Source organism: Corynebacterium durum (genome assembly GCF_030408675.1).
In the GTDB taxonomy this organism is placed as follows: domain Bacteria; phylum Actinomycetota; class Actinomycetes; order Mycobacteriales; family Mycobacteriaceae; genus Corynebacterium; species Corynebacterium durum.
Genome location: NZ_CP047200.1, coordinates 565,931 through 579,542, shown reverse-complemented (window position 1 = coordinate 579,542; position 13,612 = coordinate 565,931). Strand labels below are relative to the sequence as shown.

Annotated in this window: 14 protein-coding genes; 5 read left to right on the top strand and 9 right to left on the bottom strand. The window is 55.0% G+C overall.

Annotated features, from left to right (window positions below):
* Nucleotide 1: 1 nt before the first annotated feature.
* Both trpS and CDUR_RS02680 read right to left on the bottom strand, forming a co-directional pair.
* A complete protein-coding gene (gene trpS / locus CDUR_RS02685; protein WP_006062577.1) occupies nucleotides 2-1,024 on the bottom strand; it encodes a tryptophan--tRNA ligase in 1,023 nt (340 codons plus the stop codon).
* A gap of 26 nt (nucleotides 1,025-1,050) precedes the next feature.
* Nucleotides 1,051-1,944, bottom strand: coding sequence for an LGFP repeat-containing protein (locus CDUR_RS02680; protein ID WP_179418887.1), 894 nt, complete (start codon nucleotides 1,942-1,944; stop codon nucleotides 1,051-1,053).
* A 159-nt stretch (nucleotides 1,945-2,103) separates the two neighbouring features.
* On the opposite strand from CDUR_RS02680, the gene CDUR_RS02675 reads away from it, so the two are divergent.
* Nucleotides 2,104-2,679, top strand: a complete 576-nt coding sequence (locus CDUR_RS02675) for a hypothetical protein (protein ID WP_051033913.1) — start codon at nucleotides 2,104-2,106, stop codon at nucleotides 2,677-2,679.
* A gap of 10 nt (nucleotides 2,680-2,689) precedes the next feature.
* Here CDUR_RS02675 and CDUR_RS02670 read toward each other — a convergent pair whose 3' ends face one another.
* From CDUR_RS02670 to CDUR_RS02645, 6 genes are all read right to left on the bottom strand, one after another.
* Complete coding sequence (locus CDUR_RS02670; protein WP_179419186.1) at nucleotides 2,690-3,601, bottom strand: exodeoxyribonuclease III; 912 nt, start codon at nucleotides 3,599-3,601, stop codon at nucleotides 2,690-2,692.
* Between the two features lie 16 nt (nucleotides 3,602-3,617).
* The gene (locus CDUR_RS02665) at nucleotides 3,618-4,445 is read right to left on the bottom strand and encodes a DUF4261 domain-containing protein (protein ID WP_040359120.1); all 828 of its coding nucleotides are present in this window, start codon (nucleotides 4,443-4,445) and stop codon (nucleotides 3,618-3,620) included.
* A gap of 213 nt (nucleotides 4,446-4,658) precedes the next feature.
* On the bottom strand, nucleotides 4,659-5,603 hold the full coding sequence (locus tag CDUR_RS02660) for an RDD family protein (protein WP_179418886.1): 945 nt from the start codon (nucleotides 5,601-5,603) through the stop codon (nucleotides 4,659-4,661).
* Between the two features lie 124 nt (nucleotides 5,604-5,727).
* Nucleotides 5,728-6,573 carry a DUF4261 domain-containing protein gene (locus tag CDUR_RS02655; protein WP_179418885.1) on the bottom strand — a complete coding sequence of 282 codons (846 nt, stop codon included), beginning with the start codon at nucleotides 6,571-6,573 and terminating at the stop codon, nucleotides 5,728-5,730.
* Between the two features lie 34 nt (nucleotides 6,574-6,607).
* A complete protein-coding gene (locus CDUR_RS02650; protein ID WP_179418884.1) occupies nucleotides 6,608-6,961 on the bottom strand; it encodes a VOC family protein in 354 nt (117 codons plus the stop codon).
* A 287-nt stretch (nucleotides 6,962-7,248) separates the two neighbouring features.
* Nucleotides 7,249-8,427 carry a serine hydrolase domain-containing protein gene (locus CDUR_RS02645; protein ID WP_179418883.1) on the bottom strand — a complete coding sequence of 393 codons (1,179 nt, stop codon included), beginning with the start codon at nucleotides 8,425-8,427 and terminating at the stop codon, nucleotides 7,249-7,251.
* Nucleotides 8,428-8,544: 117 nt separating this feature from the next.
* On the opposite strand from CDUR_RS02645, the gene CDUR_RS02640 reads away from it, so the two are divergent.
* Both CDUR_RS02640 and CDUR_RS02635 read left to right on the top strand, forming a co-directional pair.
* Entirely contained in the window at nucleotides 8,545-9,177 is a 633-nt protein-coding gene (locus tag CDUR_RS02640; protein WP_179418882.1) for a ClpP family protease, read from the top strand.
* The gene (locus CDUR_RS02635; RefSeq protein ID WP_179418881.1) at nucleotides 9,174-9,782 is read left to right on the top strand and encodes a ClpP family protease; all 609 of its coding nucleotides are present in this window, start codon (nucleotides 9,174-9,176) and stop codon (nucleotides 9,780-9,782) included. Before CDUR_RS02640 ends, CDUR_RS02635 begins: the two co-directional genes overlap by 4 nt.
* Here the strand turns inward: CDUR_RS02635 and CDUR_RS02630 are convergent.
* Entirely contained in the window at nucleotides 9,779-10,120 is a 342-nt protein-coding gene (locus tag CDUR_RS02630; protein WP_179418880.1) for a helix-turn-helix domain-containing protein, read from the bottom strand. The two genes, CDUR_RS02635 and CDUR_RS02630, sit on opposite strands and share 4 nt — an antisense overlap.
* A gap of 140 nt (nucleotides 10,121-10,260) precedes the next feature.
* On the opposite strand from CDUR_RS02630, the gene CDUR_RS02625 reads away from it, so the two are divergent.
* Nucleotides 10,261-12,477 carry an NADP-dependent isocitrate dehydrogenase gene (locus tag CDUR_RS02625; RefSeq protein WP_179418879.1) on the top strand — a complete coding sequence of 739 codons (2,217 nt, stop codon included), beginning with the start codon at nucleotides 10,261-10,263 and terminating at the stop codon, nucleotides 12,475-12,477.
* Between the two features lie 109 nt (nucleotides 12,478-12,586).
* Nucleotides 12,587-13,435 carry a MerR family transcriptional regulator gene (locus CDUR_RS02620; protein ID WP_179418878.1) on the top strand — a complete coding sequence of 283 codons (849 nt, stop codon included), beginning with the start codon at nucleotides 12,587-12,589 and terminating at the stop codon, nucleotides 13,433-13,435.
* Nucleotides 13,436-13,612: the final 177 nt, after the last annotated feature.

The window sequence follows — 13,612 nt, the reverse complement described above, 5'->3', positions numbered from 1 at the left end:
TCTACCCTGGGTAGGCAAGAAAACCCACACGATCATAAACGTCCGCGAGGGTGCGGGATGCGATTTCCCGGGCGCGGTCGGCCCCGCTTTTCAGCACACGTTCCAGCTCTGCGCGGTCTGACATGAGTTCTGCGTAACGAGGACGCAGCGGTGCCGTGAATGCTTCGAGGGCATCAGCAGTATCGGTTTTGAGCGCACCATAGCCCTGGCCTTCGTAGCCTGCTACAAGATCATCAATGCTGCGACCAGTCAAAGCCGATTGGATAGCCAAAAGGTTGGACACACCCGGCTTGTGTTCTTTGTCGTAACGGATTTCACCATCATTGTCAGTCACCGCACTCTTGATGCGCTTGGCAGATACCTTCGGATCATCAAGCAGGTTGATCAGGCCCTTGGGGTTATCCCCTGATTTGCTCATCTTGGCGGTGGGGTTCTGCAGATCGTAAATCTTGGAGGTGCCGTCGGGGATGATTCCCTCTGGCACGACAAAGGTTTTTTTGTACCGCGCGTTGAAACGCTCCGCAAGGTTGCGTGTCAGTTCGAGATGCTGGCGCTGGTCCTCCCCCACAGGCACTACCTGCGGCCGGTACAGCAGAATATCCGCCGCCATCAGCATGGGATAGGTGAATAATCCAACGGAGGTGCGGTCGCCCTGTTTGACTGATTTGTCTTTAAACTGCGTCATGCGGCTTGCTTCACCATAACCAGTGAGGCAGTTCAGCACCCATGCGAGCTGCGCATGCTCGGGCACCTGGGATTGGACAAACAGGGTGGACTTGCTGGGGTCGATACCTAAGGTAAGCAGTTGAGCCGCGCCGGCGATAGTGCGTTCATGCAACTCCTTCGGATTTTGATCAACAGTAATGGCGTGCAGATCTGGGATGAAGTAGAACGCCTCGTACTCGTCCTGAAGCGCAATCCACTGCTTCAAGGCACCCAGGTAATTTCCCAGGTGATAAGAATCAGCAGTGGGTTGGATGCCAGATACGGCGCGTTGTTTCTTCGCAGAAGTCTGTTCGCTCATAGTCCACTAGTGTAACCGGTGGACAGCTAACTGTTGGGCACTGGCTGAGCTTCCTCAGGAGCTTCAGGTTGCTCGGGCTCTACCGTCTGGGGCTGCTGTTGTTGCTGTGGCAGTTGCTCCACCACAATGTCTCCGGTCCGCGAGGACGACACAATGACTTGGCCCGTGGGGAACAGGACTAATCGGTCACCTATTCCCTGGTATTCAGCGGAAACGTCAATTATGTCGGATTGCGGGTATCCAAACTCACTACTGGGGCCGCCATGCTTTTGCCAGTATTCGTAGATGCGTCCGCCAATGTAGTGCACACCCCCTTTGCTCGACGCTGTGAGATAGGTATGCCCTTCAAAGGGCTGGATAGTGCCGTTATCCTGCTTTTCTTCACTGCCTGTGGGATAGCCCAGCACGCCACCCTCGAACTTCAACAGCGCGTATTTAATGAGGTTTGCCCCCGTGACTTCGTGTGCACCCGTGGTAGGTGAGTAAAACATCATGCCTCGCTGGAACACAGCACGGGTACCGTGACCATCCTGGCTGAGTACTTCATTGCTCATGGGACGGCCCAGCACACCATCAACGCCACCTAATTCCTGGTAGCGCTTATTCATGGCCCCGCAAAGGGTAAAACCATCGTACGTGGCGCATTTACCACCAGCAGTGGGACGGTCCCCTTTTTCTGCAGCCTTGGCCTGGCGATCGGCAAGTCCAGTGATGACCTTGTTAATGTCCGATTCCGGAGGAAGCCCCTGGTCCAGTGGCGTCGGCTGCGATGCCGGGACGGCTTGCACTTCTTTGTAGGAAAACTCAGGCCCCTTGGAGTGCCCAGCAGTAGAACTCAAGTACACGCCGCCAACGGTTAAACCCGTGACGGCAATGACTGCAGTAATAAGGGAAAGCGGAAGCAGGCTAGATTCTTTCACGCTGCCCATGCTACCGGGTTTTCCTCATTTCAACACCCTTGTTCGAGCGGCTTCGGCAACAAAACACAACCATGAAACAGCCGTTACAGCGCGCCTGAGGCGGGAGCTGACCCCTACGACGTATTTTGTATGGTGGAACTATCAAGACCCCAGGAGTCCATGTTGCAGAACCCGCTCAGTGCACCAAAGAACTTTTTTCTCCTTGTGCTCCTTTTGTGCACGACCGGCATCTACTTCATTATGCTTCTGATCACGCTCCCCCATCTTCGGGACGCAGCAGGTGGAATGTATCCCCTTGACATGCGGCCCCTAGGGTACGATTCCACCTACATCAGTTCGCTGTTTGATGCCTTGGGGGACGACGGCCGCCGATATTACCTCACCAAGCAGCTTCCTCTTGACATGCTCTACCCAGGGCTTTTTGCCCTCACGTATACACTTTCTATTGCCACGTTGCAGACGGCACTACGGTGGGATTCCCGGCCAAACAGAATCCTGCGGCTAGCACCTGTATTGACCGGCGTGTTCGACTACCTTGAAAATTTCACCGCGCTTCTTCTCCTCGCGCTGTACCCCAAGATCCCCGGTTTTATTGCGCAGGCCGGAAACGCATTTACCCTGCTGAAATCGTTGTGCGCTGGGATATCGTTGTTTCTTTTTTGCGGCATGAGCCTCATTCTCATCCTGCGTTATGTTCAGCTGCAACGCCGCGCTAGGCCGCGGCCCAGCGTTTAAAGCCTCCCCGCTAGTTGGTGGTGTAGGTGACGTTAAGCGGCGAATGGTCTGACCATCGCAGCTCATACGCAGAGGCTTTGTCCACCCAGGTTTTTTCCGCTCGTTCCAGCATTGCCCCCGTGGCCGCTTGGTAATCAATGCGCCACCCGGCGTTTGTGTCAAAGGCTTGCCCCCGGTAGGTCCACCATGTGTACGGCGCATCGTCAGGGTGAAGGCGCCGCGCCACATCAAACCACTGCGGATGGACCGCCGCTTGTCGACGCCCCTTCGTCCCCACGTAGTCAACCGCACCCAGGAAGTCCCCATGGTCAGCTACCTGGGATTCTTCGTCAGGGAAGGTGCCAAAAACCGCATCCATAAATGCGCGTTCATCGGCGAGGAATCCAGATTTCTTCTGGTTGGCTTTCCAATTTTTCAAATCCTCGCGGCGATGGCAGATGTTCCAATCGCCCCCGATGGTCATGTGCGAGTATGAGGTGGCTTTCTGCTCCAGGATGTCCTCGAAGATGTCCAGGAACCTGTACTTCTCATCCTGTTTTTCGGTGTTCGCAGCCCCGGAAGGAAGATACAGTGAGGCGACGCGAACGTCGGATAACGGGGCGTCGACAAGCGATGCCTCGATGTAGCGGCCTGCGTCTTCAAACCCGGGGATGCCGACCTGAACGTCAGCGAGCGGGAAACGGGAGAGGACCCCCACCCCCGCGCGGCCTTTCGCGGATGCCTCAGCGCCAATGTAATGCCAACCCGCATCAATGGCTGGGGCAAGCACATCGAGGGTTTGCTGCTCAGTCGCGCGAACTTCCTGCATCAGCACAACATCGGTAGAACTGCGCCGAAGCCACTGGTGGAAACCACGGTTTTCTTCGCTTCGCTGCCTCACCGCAGCTCGAATGCCGTTGACATTAACAGTTGTGATGGTCAGGCTCATTCACACCACACTACTTGCCAAACAACCGGGCCAGAAAACCTCTCTTTGGCGGCTCTATGACCTCACTGTAGGGCATGTCGCTTTGCAGCTGGATAACAGTCTTTTCCGGGTCGAGTAGCGACACCGCATACACCGCACGGATTGTTTCCTCGTCGGTTTCTTTCACCGCATCGCCGTCTTTAATCACAAGGCCGTTGGTGAGCAGATAATCTGCGACATCCACGAGAAAAGCCACAGTCTCTTCAGCGGTTTTAGGTGTCTGCGGAATTTCAATATCCATCAAGCCCACAGCATCAAGGCCAACAGTATGCCCCGTCATCACACCATCAGGGCGCTCCCCCACGTTGATGGCAACCCACAACAGCAACAGCGGATTCGGCAACGCCTCCATCGTGATCTCACGAAACAGCGGAGGATAAATCAGGTGATTTGCGGAACCCCAATACACAGCAAAAGTCTCAGGCGAAATGGCCACCAGCGAAGCAACCACCTTGGACAGCAAAAACGTGTCATCAAGCCCCGTGAGATCCTCCCCAAATCCCGTCACCGTGACCACGGCATGCGCCTGATAATCACTGTTGAACGCTTCCGTCTCCGGCCATAACCGACTAGGGCCTACAAGCTCCACGGTATCGTCGCCAATAGGAGCTGGGATATTCATCACCGCGATGTACGCTTCCCCGTAATCCAGCGCCACCACATCATCCCCATTGTCCGCTGAGACGGTCAGCAGGTCAGGTTCCAGTTCCTTCCAGTCCTTGAGCAGCTGCTCCCGCAGGGTCTCCGCAGTAATGGCATCGTCAACCTGATTCTGACACAACATAGCAAGCGATGGCATGAAAACTCCTTGGTGTAGCGACTACCACATGGGTCATGCCCCAGGAAACTATTTTCCTGTAAAACATTCCCTGGCGAAAGCCTAGCACCAGTCGCACACCACATGCTCTACTTTTTGTGGCTTTGTCACTCAAGATTTATTTTTGAGCATGCCCGAACCCATACGAAACGCAGAAAATACGCCTCTTACACCAAGAGCCACAGAGTGGGTTTGTTACCTCTTGACCACCTCCGCGTTGGCCAGTCGATCGTGTGAGCCACGCATCTGACTTGCTTCATTAATGGTGGTGAACACCACGATTGCCGAGATGGCTGAAACGAGTCCACCAACCCACGGCACAATGCTCACGAGGCGCCACCAGTTACGTTTGAAAGACTGCTCCCAGCTGAGGGGTTGGCCAGTAGTGGCATCCTGAACCTTATAACCAAAGATTAACTTCGCTGGGGTTGAACCCAACAGCACCTCACACCCCACGTAATACACGACCAAGAGTAACGCACCCATCAGCGAACCCAGGGTAGTGTTATCAGAGGCAATATACACAGGGAATGTAACAATACCGGAAAGAAGGCCGCCGATTATTAGATCCACGACCGCCATTCCCGCTCGGGTGCCTGCAGTCGGCCTCTCGCCACTTTGAGTTATACCGCTACCAGCCGCTCCATAGACATTGCTGGTGGGATAACCGCCCGTACCATAGGAGCTGCTGTCACCATAGGCGTATGTTTGTGCTCCACCCTGCGGCGCTGCCCCAGCATGAGGAAACTGTGACTGCTGCGGGTCTTGGTAATACGCGTACTGGTTACCAGGTCCTACCGTAGGCGGCGTCACACCGCCCTGTGCTGGTGGTGTCTGCGGATTAGTCTGGAACGGGCTCGCCTGACCCTGCACAGGAAAACGCCCAAAATTAGCCAGGTGACCCAATTCGTGCCATGCAACCTGCCGAACCTTGATGGTCTCGTCATAGATTGCTCGGTGTGACACGTTACTGAGCACGCCATAAGCGATCTGGATTTGCTGCTGCTGTGGCGAATTCGCCCCCAGACCCGTCTGTTCAAGCTGGCCAATACGTTCAGACAGTGTCACCCCTAGGACATCGCTGCTTTCCTGGGGATTCAACCCAAAGTACTCATACAAATTGGGGGCAAACTCGTTCATCGTGGTTACACGCCTTCCTCGTTGATTTCTGTATCCAGCGTAAACGATCAGCACTTCCCCTGCCATCAGGGATGTCCCTGATTTTTCTCAGGGTTGCGCCACCACACGCGTAACGACGCCGCGCTTAACGACGCCCCCGACGGAACCACGAACGCTTGGGTTTGCCGTTGCCTTTGTCAGAACCAGATTGCTCATTGCGCAGCTGAATGACGGTCTTATCAGGGTAGAACATCGATTCCGTGTATACCGCGCGGATCCGCTCGGTTTCACTCTCCCCGACGGTATCGCCATCAGCGATGACCGGGCCGTTTTCTAGCAGATAGATCACAAGGTTAAGAACAAATTCCTGAGTGTCCTCAGGCGTCTTGGAGCTGTCAGGAATCTCTATGTCCATCAGGCCCAACGAATCCAACCCCACCGTCGTTGACGCAAATTCGCCGCCCTCACGGAACCCCGCGTTGAATGCTACCCACAGATAAAGAGGCGGATTGGGAAGAATCTCCTGAGCCATCTCTCGGAACAGTGGAGGAATAATCACATGATCCGCATCACCCCAGTACACAGCGAAAGCCTCGTTCGACACCGCAATTATTGACGCCATAGCTTGCGTTAGCAGGGCACGAACCGCAAGGTCGGCAGCATCTTCATCCTCGAAGTACACAGCCACAATGGTGGTTGCTTGATAATCAGTATCAAAAGTGGCTGCGTCTGGCCACAACCTACTACCCGCACACAGTTCGGCGGTATCATCTGCGAACTGAGAGTCCATGGTGGTCACAATGATGATCGCATTCTCGCATTCCAAACTGAACTGTGCGACTGCGCCATCCTCATCATCCATGTCCGACGGCGGCATCACAGTAATCGGCCCCAGATCCGGCCAATCAGCAAGCATCTGATCCCGAACCGCCTCCGGTGTCACCCCCGCATCCACATGATGTTGAAGCAGCATCGCAATTCCACCAGGCATGATAGCGTCCTCTCTGTCGCCTGTCTGTGACATATCATCCTACGTGCGATAGCACATTAACGACATTTCCATCAGCATCCCGCACAAAGAAGCGACGCACTCCCCATTCCTCAACAGCGAGATCGTGCACAATCTCCCAGCCATTATCCTGGGCGATCCTGTATACAGCATCAACGTCTTCGACCTCAATGGATGCCACCGGGTTAACGGGCGCAGTGGGGTCAGAAGTAATCAGACTGATTTGGATGGAGTGATCTTTCGGAGATGCCAAAGTGGCAATCCAACCATGGTTCATGATCACTTTCATTCCAGTAAGACGGCAGTACTCCTCAATCGCAGCATCAAGGTCACGAACAGTTACGAGTGGCATGGAACGCTGCACAGACATGAACCCAGCCTAGTAACAGATAAGCACTGAGTCTCTGTCGTCACACAGAATGCCGCCACAGTGCGCTTACCGGCAACTGATACAGCCAATCTTCCATACGACTTGCGTGCGTACCTGTGTGCAGAACTATACCCGCAATCACACGATCGCCAAGCTTCCGTCGTACGTTCCGAATGGTAGTGAACGCACTCATATTGGGAGTCTGCGTAAGATATTCACACACCACACACTATCACTTCTAGCTGCGCTTTTTCTGATTTGCCGCACCTTTTTCCACGGATCTGCCGCTACACAAAAGCATAGATTCCAGTCCCAGCCATCAGTAAAATACCGACAAGGATCACGCAGAAGAAGTCAGGAGCGAAGCGGTAGATCCAGGCCGTCGGGGTGCCGCCGAGCAGTCGAACGCCACCAGCAATAACAGCAGCACATCCAATCCCCACTAGTGGCAGATTCCAGTGCACAGATGTCGCCCCCACCATCATCGCAAAGACCAAAAAGAGCGCGTATCTCACGGTCAGCCGCGTTCGCGCAATCACACGTTCACGCTTGGTGGGAAGATCACCATGTTCCCCCATAGCGGTCAGAATAAGCGCCTCGCCCAATTTTTCGATGAGTGGAGTGCCCACAAGAAAATCACCAGCAGGCACAAGTAGCGCTACACCCACATCACGGCCAGGAACAAGCACAAACAATGTTGTGACACCTGGGACTTTTCCAGAGTGCAGGTATATCCGGTGGTCTGAGTATTCTTTTTCAATCCACCCGTAACCATATCGGCCCTTGTCTCCAAGGACACCGGAAACTGCGGGGGAACCGTCGGCAGGCGCGGCGTCGATAAGCATGTGCTCAAGTGAAAAGTCACCAACCAGGTAAGACTGCAGGTAGTGTGCTGCATCCTGGATGTTCATGGCAATGCCTCCGGAAGGCGGTTGAATCCAGGATTGTGTGGACAGGTCGAAGGGGGTTGCAGGGAAATAATGCCCAAGGAATGCCACGTGCCCAAATATCACTGGAGTGTGGTGCTGGAGGTCAATAATGTTGCGCTGCACGTACTCCATGAACGGCAGACCGGAGATCTTCTCAACGAGTTCACCGAGGAGGTTGTAGTTACGGTTGGAGTAACGAAACTTCTTGGTGCGGGCACATGTTGAATCGGACCGGAGCCCGCTGCAATGCCTGGCAACGTCATGAACAGTGGCGTCAGGAAGAACATGGGCGTTGGGGAGGTAGTGCGTGAGGGGTTGCTGCACGTCAATAAGCCCCTGATCAGCCAGCTGCGTCACAGCCAGCCCGGTGAGCGACTTGCTTGTAGAACCGATAACAACGGGGGTTTCACTATTCATATCGCCAACAGTCGCGCTATCAACAATGCCCTGAGATGTAACCACCACTGCGGCCCCGGTTGGACAACCAATGGCATGCAGACCTTGCTCAAGAATGCCTTGAACAGTATTGGGGTCCATAGTTTTCATGGTAGTTGTTTTTGTCTCTGAGCAGGCCACCACCATTTCCGCTGTCAGCGGATCCGCTGGGAGCGGATTTCATTGCCGTGTGCTGCACCGATACCGGAGCATGGATACATGTCCGAACAATCAGTTGATGTGACGCAGATCCTGGATCAGCACATTTACCGGGAGCTTTTCGACCACCGCATTATTATCCTTGCTGACGCGTTGGAGCAGCATAATGCAAACCGCTTATGCACCTCGCTTCTTCTCTTGTCTTTCCGCGATCCCACCGCCGATATTGTCTTTTTGATTAATTCCCCAGGTGGGTCCGTGCCCGGAATGTTGGCGATTCGCGATTGCATGAATGGCATTCCCAACGACGTGATCACAGTAAATCTAGGCATGGCATACAGCGCAGGACAGTTTTTGTTGTCCGCCGGAACGCAAGGCAAGCGTTTCTGCCTTCCCCATGCCAAGGTGTTGTTACACCAGGGTTCGGGTGGAATTGGCGGCGTGGCGCAGGATATTGAAATTCAAGCTAACGATATTCGCCACACGCGGGACTCGGTGTTGGAGTGCATTTCGGAGGATACCGGACGCAGCCTCGCGGAGGTCACCCATGATTCCCTGCGTGATCGTTGGTTCACCGCCAAGCAAGCTTTGGAGTACGGCTTCGTTGATCACATCACCGCAGATGTCTCCCAGTTTCTTCAACGTCCCACCCGGGTCATGGGGCTTTCAGCGAAAGGACATGCGCACTCATGAGTTCGACGTACACAATCCCCTATGTGACAACCCGCAGTGGAAACACCGAAAAGACGGTTGACATTTATAGCCGCTTGCTTGATGAGCGCATCATTTACATCGGCACCCCCATTGATGATGGCGTAGCTAATGCCGTTATTGCCCAGCTATTACATCTGGAAAACGACAACGCCGACATGCCCATTTCCCTATACCTCAATTCCGCTGGCGGCTCCATGTCCGCGACGTTGGCAATTTACGATTGCATGCAATTTGTTCACCCCACCCTTGAAACAACATGCGTCGGCCAAGTTGTGTCGTCCTCTGCGTTGCTCCTTGCTGGAGGCACGCACGGGCACCGACTGATCCTGCCGCACGGCCGGGTGGTACTGCATGCACCCGTCACAGAGGGCGGTCGTGGCGCGATCCCAGACCTGATCATTGAAGCCGAGGAAATTGAGCGTATCCGCAGCATGCAGGAAGAGATTCTTGCCCAGCACTGCGGCGTTTCTGCCGAGCAGGTCCGCAAAGACACCGAAAGGAAACTGGTTCTTACCGCACAGCAGGCCGTGGATTACGGCCTGGCGGATAATATTGTTGCCACTTCTCGACGCCCCGATAGTTAGGCCGCCAGCAACAACACCGGCGTGCTCGCGGCGTTGTGGATGTCGCCGTTCCCACTGTCACCCTTCTCCACCACGGATTTCGCCAGGTCAAGCGTAGACATTCCTAATGCTCCAGCAATGGCATCAATCATTTCAGAGGACGGATCTTTCATTCCGCGCTCGATTTCGGACAGGTACTGAGGCGAAACTCCCGAACGTTCAGCAAGGTCAGAGAGACGATCCCCGCGCTGCGTGCGCGCTGATCGGATTTCTTTGCCAAGCATTTCCCGCCACAACTCACCAGTGATACTGGTGTCCTTGGTGGGTGGCGTTTGTGGTTCGGAGCAGATGACGTACATGTGGAAAGTGTACACGCGTATTCGGGGTTGAAGTCGGGTACCCCTGTGGGCGTCGATACGCGAAAAAAGTGGTTGCAGCGGCGCAAACAGGGGTATCCTAGTATGCCGTATCGCAAACTTTTTTCTTGCAGGGAGCAACATTGGCAAAAATTATTTACACCCGCACCGACGAAGCACCGTTGTTGGCCACGTACTCACTAAAACCAGTTGTTGAGGCATTCGCCGCCACCGCCGGAATTGATGTTGAGACCCGTGATATTTCCCTCGCGGGCCGCATCCTGTCTCAGTTCAGCGACTATCTTTCTGAAGAACAGCGTGCGGACGACGCACTCGCTGAACTGGGCAAGCTGGCCCAGACCCCCGAAGCGAACATCATCAAACTTCCCAATATCTCGGCATCCGTCCCACAGATGAAGGCCGCAATCGCCGAGCTGCAGAGCCAAGGGTACGCGCTCCCTAACTACCCGGACTCCCCCAGCACCGATGAAGAGAAGGATGTTCGCGCGCGTTACGACGCCGTGAAGGGTTCCGCAGTTAATCCGGTGTTGCGCGAGGGTAATTCCGACCGCCGTGCCCCCATCGCTGTGAAGAACTTTGCCAAGGCACATCCACACCGTATGGGCGTGTGGTCGCAGTCCTCTAAGACCAACGTGGCCACCATGGACGACCACGACTTCCGTCACAACGAGAAGTCGGTGATTATGCCCGCCGACGATGTGCTCACGATCAAGCTTGTTGGTGCCGATGGAACTGAGACCGTTCTCAAGTCTGATTTGAAGGTGCTAGCCGGTGAGGTCATTGATGGAACCTTCATGTCGGCAAAAGCACTCGACCAGTTCCTAGCTGCGCAGGTTGCACGCGCTAAGGAAGAGGGTGTGCTGTTCTCCACACACCTGAAGGCCACCATGATGAAGGTGTCCGATCCGGTGCTGTTCGGCCATGTGGTGCGCGCTTATTTTGCTGATGTGTTTGATCAGTACGGTGACCAGCTGAACGCGGCTGGTCTGAATGGCGAGAACGGCTTGGCCGCCATTTATGCCGGCCTGGATTCCCTCGATAACGGTACTGAAATCAAAGCCGCGTTTGATAAGGCCCTGGCCGAGGGCCCGGCGTTAGCCATGGTCAACTCAGATAAAGGCATCACCAACCTGCATGTTCCTTCCGATGTGATTGTGGATGCTTCCATGCCCGCCATGATCCGCACCTCCGGTCACATGTGGAACGCCGCTGGTGAAGAGCAGGATACGCTGGCTGTTATTCCTGACTCCTCCTATGCAGGCGTGTACCAGACGGTGATTGATGATTGCCGTGCTCACGGGGCCTTCGATCCCAGCACCATGGGCACTGTTCCCAACGTCGGCCTCATGGCACAGAAGGCTGAGGAATACGGCTCCCATGACAAGACCTTCAAAATCCCGGCCGATGGCACTGTCCAGGTGGTTAATTCCGCTGGCGACGTGCTGATTGAGCACGCCGTGGAGGCTGGCGATGTTTGGCGCGCCTGCCAAACCAAAGACGCACCCATTCAGGACTGGGTCAAGCTCGCCGTTACTCGCTCACGGTTGTCTGGCATGCCCGCTATCTTCTGGCTTGATCCCGAGCGTGCGCATGACCGCAACCTCACCACGTTGGTGGAAAAATACCTGAAGGATCACGACACCGAGGGGCTGGACATCAGCATCAAGTCTCCAGTGGAGGCAACTCAGGTGTCCATTGACCGTATCCGTGAGGGCAAAGACACCATCTCCGTCACAGGCAATGTGTTGCGTGACTACAACACCGACCTCTTCCCCATCCTGGAGCTAGGGACATCTGCGAAAATGCTGTCAGTTGTTCCTCTCATGGCCGGCGGTGGCCTGTTCGAAACCGGTGCCGGTGGCTCCGCCCCGAAGCACGTCCAGCAACTGGTGGAGGAGAACCACCTGCGCTGGGATTCACTGGGTGAGTTCCTGGCATTGGCCGAGTCCTTGCGCCACTTTGCCAACACCGACGGCAATGCCAAGGCCGCCGTGCTTGCCGACGCCCTGGACCGCGCCACCGAAACCCTGCTCAACGAGGGCAAATCCCCCTCCCGCAAGGCCGGTGAAATTGATAACCGCGGCTCCCACTTCTACCTGACCTTGAACTGGGCTAAGGAACTGGCCACCCAGACCGAGGACGCGGATTTGGCTGCGGTGTTTGCTCCGGTGGCAGAAGCACTGGCCGCTGCAGAATCAGAGATCACCGCAACGTTTATTGATGTTCAGGGATCCCCTGCGGACCTTGGCGGATACTACAGCCCCTCTGAGGAAAAAACCAACGCTGTGATGCGTCCTTCCGCAACGTTCAACGCGATTATTGATGGCGTGAAGAAGTAACTCTGCTTTTCACGCAGCACAACCCCTGATACGCACTACCCCTAGTTGTGTGGTCAGGGGTTGTTGCGTTACTTGTGTCTGACATGATGTGAGGGTGTGTGATGAAGACATGAGTCACCAGGACAATGGCTTACTGCAGATAGGAACGTTTTCCACGCTATCTAGGATCAGCGTGCGGATGCTGCGTCACTACCAGGAACGTGGACTTCTCATTCCCGCGCATATTGACCAGTTCAGTGGATACCGGTTTTACACAAGCGACCAGCTTGGCACAGCACACTTGATCGTCCAGTTGCGTGAGGCGGGTTTTTCCATCGACGCAATGTCCGATGTCCTTGATGCAGTTGAAGAGTCTTCTGGTGGCTCCGCTCGTATTGAGCATATTCTGAGCGCCCAACGCGACCTTCTCGCCCAGCATCGAGCTGAACTGAATGCACAGCAGGCGGCGCTTGACCTCGTCACCACCACCCTGAAAGGACACCCTGAAATGACTGATGTCATCAGGACCACACTGCCAGCACTAACCATTGCTAGTCTCCGCCATGTCGTACCCGGCTACCACGACGAAGGCATCCTGTGGCAGGAAATCATGCCCCTGCTCCAGGAAGCTGGAGTATCCTTCCCCGCCGGAGGCATCTCTGGAGCAACGTTCTACGACCCCGAATTCCGCGACAACGATGTGGACATTGAGGTGTGGATTCAGGTAACTGAGCCATTCACTGGCACTGCCCGATTGGAGTGCCGCAGCGTACCCGAGCGCGATGTTGTCATGGCCACGCTACATGGCGATTACTCTCAGATGCCAGCTGTCACCCAAGCGATTGGCGCATACATCGCTGACCATGGACTCACCACTGGCCCCATGTTCAATATCTATCGCGTCAGCCCAGCCCAGAATCCAGACCCCAGCAGCTGGATCACTGATGTGTGCTTCCCAGTAACAGAAGCATCACTATAACCGCCTACCGTACGGGTGTGCACCAAAGCGTGCGCACCCATTATCTTTTACCCGGCTATCGAACTTATATACGAAAAATAAATAGCAATGTCTACCATAGCGGATTTACTACAGTTATGCACTGAGCGCCTGGACGGTCCGCGGTATCGATAGGCGTTACCGCAGAAAAAGGCACCG

Excerpts from the sequence above, each read along its gene's own strand:
- trpS (WP_006062577.1), bottom strand. The coding sequence starts at position 1,024 with ATGAGCGAACAGACTTCTGCGAAGAAACAACGCGCCGTATCTGGCATC.
- CDUR_RS02675 (WP_051033913.1), top strand. The coding sequence starts at position 2,104 with ATGTTGCAGAACCCGCTCAGTGCACCAAAGAACTTTTTTCTCCTTGTG.
- CDUR_RS02665 (WP_040359120.1), bottom strand. The coding sequence starts at position 4,445 with ATGCCATCGCTTGCTATGTTGTGTCAGAATCAGGTTGACGATGCCATT.
- CDUR_RS02660 (WP_179418886.1), bottom strand. The coding sequence starts at position 5,603 with ATGAACGAGTTTGCCCCCAATTTGTATGAGTACTTTGGGTTGAATCCC.
- CDUR_RS02655 (WP_179418885.1), bottom strand. The coding sequence starts at position 6,573 with ATGCCTGGTGGAATTGCGATGCTGCTTCAACATCATGTGGATGCGGGG.
- CDUR_RS02650 (WP_179418884.1), bottom strand. The coding sequence starts at position 6,961 with ATGTCTGTGCAGCGTTCCATGCCACTCGTAACTGTTCGTGACCTTGAT.
- CDUR_RS02645 (WP_179418883.1), bottom strand. The coding sequence starts at position 8,427 with ATGGACCCCAATACTGTTCAAGGCATTCTTGAGCAAGGTCTGCATGCC.
- CDUR_RS02640 (WP_179418882.1), top strand. The coding sequence starts at position 8,545 with ATGTCCGAACAATCAGTTGATGTGACGCAGATCCTGGATCAGCACATT.
- CDUR_RS02635 (WP_179418881.1), top strand. The coding sequence starts at position 9,174 with ATGAGTTCGACGTACACAATCCCCTATGTGACAACCCGCAGTGGAAAC.
- CDUR_RS02630 (WP_179418880.1), bottom strand. The coding sequence starts at position 10,120 with ATGTACGTCATCTGCTCCGAACCACAAACGCCACCCACCAAGGACACC.
- CDUR_RS02620 (WP_179418878.1), top strand. The coding sequence starts at position 12,587 with ATGAGTCACCAGGACAATGGCTTACTGCAGATAGGAACGTTTTCCACG.